Origin of the sequence: Halobiforma nitratireducens JCM 10879, from assembly GCF_000337895.1 — an archaeon.
In the GTDB taxonomy this organism is placed as follows: Archaea; Halobacteriota; Halobacteria; order Halobacteriales; family Natrialbaceae; genus Natronobacterium; species Natronobacterium nitratireducens.
The window spans coordinates 1-990 of record NZ_AOMA01000064.1 but is presented as its reverse complement, the minus strand read 5'-3'; the positions used below and the strand labels follow the sequence as shown (position 1 = coordinate 990).

Genomic DNA, 990 nt, shown 5'->3' with positions numbered 1-990 from the left:
CACACGGGCCCGAAAGCCGCCGAAGCGGCCGACGCGATCGACGCCAAAGCATTCACCTGTGGCAACGCGATCGTGTTCAACGCTGGCGAGTACGACCCATCTTCTCCAGAGGGACAGTTCTTGCTCGCCCACGAACTCGCCCACGTCAAACAGCAACACGGCGGCGCACCCATCTCGATGATGCCCAAGCCCAACGCCGAGTTGGAGATCGATCCTGACCCGCAACTCGAGCGGGAGGCCGACCAGACGGCCAAAGAGGCGCTGTCGGGTGAGGAGCCGTTGACGGTCAGTCGGATGGGGACGGACGTGCACATTCAGCGCTTCGAAAATGATCGGACTGCTGAATTTTACGAGGGCGTTATTAATGCGATACGCCGAGAGTCTGATGACCTCGACACCGAGGACATCGAACGGATCAAAAGCGAAGTTGCCGAAGAGATTCCCGGAACGGAGTACGACGGGGCAGCTGGCCACGACGAACTGAACATCAAGGCCCTCGAGAAAGCCCGCGAGGCAGCTGCACAGAAAAAAGAGGAAATGCAACTGATCAGAGAGGCCGAAGACAAGTTCGCCAGTGCCGAATGGGGTGAGAAAGTACACGCAGCACAGGTGGAACTCGGTGCCAGGGACGACGAAAGTGCTGACTTCGATGAGGTGGCTGACGACGACGAGTCGCCGATGGACGTCGTCCACGAGCAGGCGAAGTTGCAAAAAGAGTATCCGGAGGCGGTGGAGAAGGCAAACGAGTTAGAAGACGAACTCGAGTCGATCCTCGGCAATGGAAATATCCGGCTGACCGAAGCACAAAAAGAAGAAATTCAATCGCTTGAACAGAAATTGGCGGAGAAATTCGATTCGCCGACGGCACGAACGGTGACGACCTATCTGTTGAACCTGATGACAGATACCCTGTTGCACGTTCAAGATTAGTTCGCCGGACGGGACGGGCAGACCAGAAACTGACCACCTATCGGCAGTGCTGACCCAATG

At 57.0% G+C, this 990-nt stretch carries 1 protein-coding gene; it reads left to right on the top strand.

Features of this window, described 5'->3' with window-relative positions; all coding sequences use genetic code 11:
* Positions 1 to 930, top strand: a 930-nt coding sequence (locus C446_RS19870) for an eCIS core domain-containing protein (protein ID WP_006672172.1), incomplete at its 5' end; no start/stop codon positions are given.
* Positions 931 to 990: the final 60 nt, after the last annotated feature.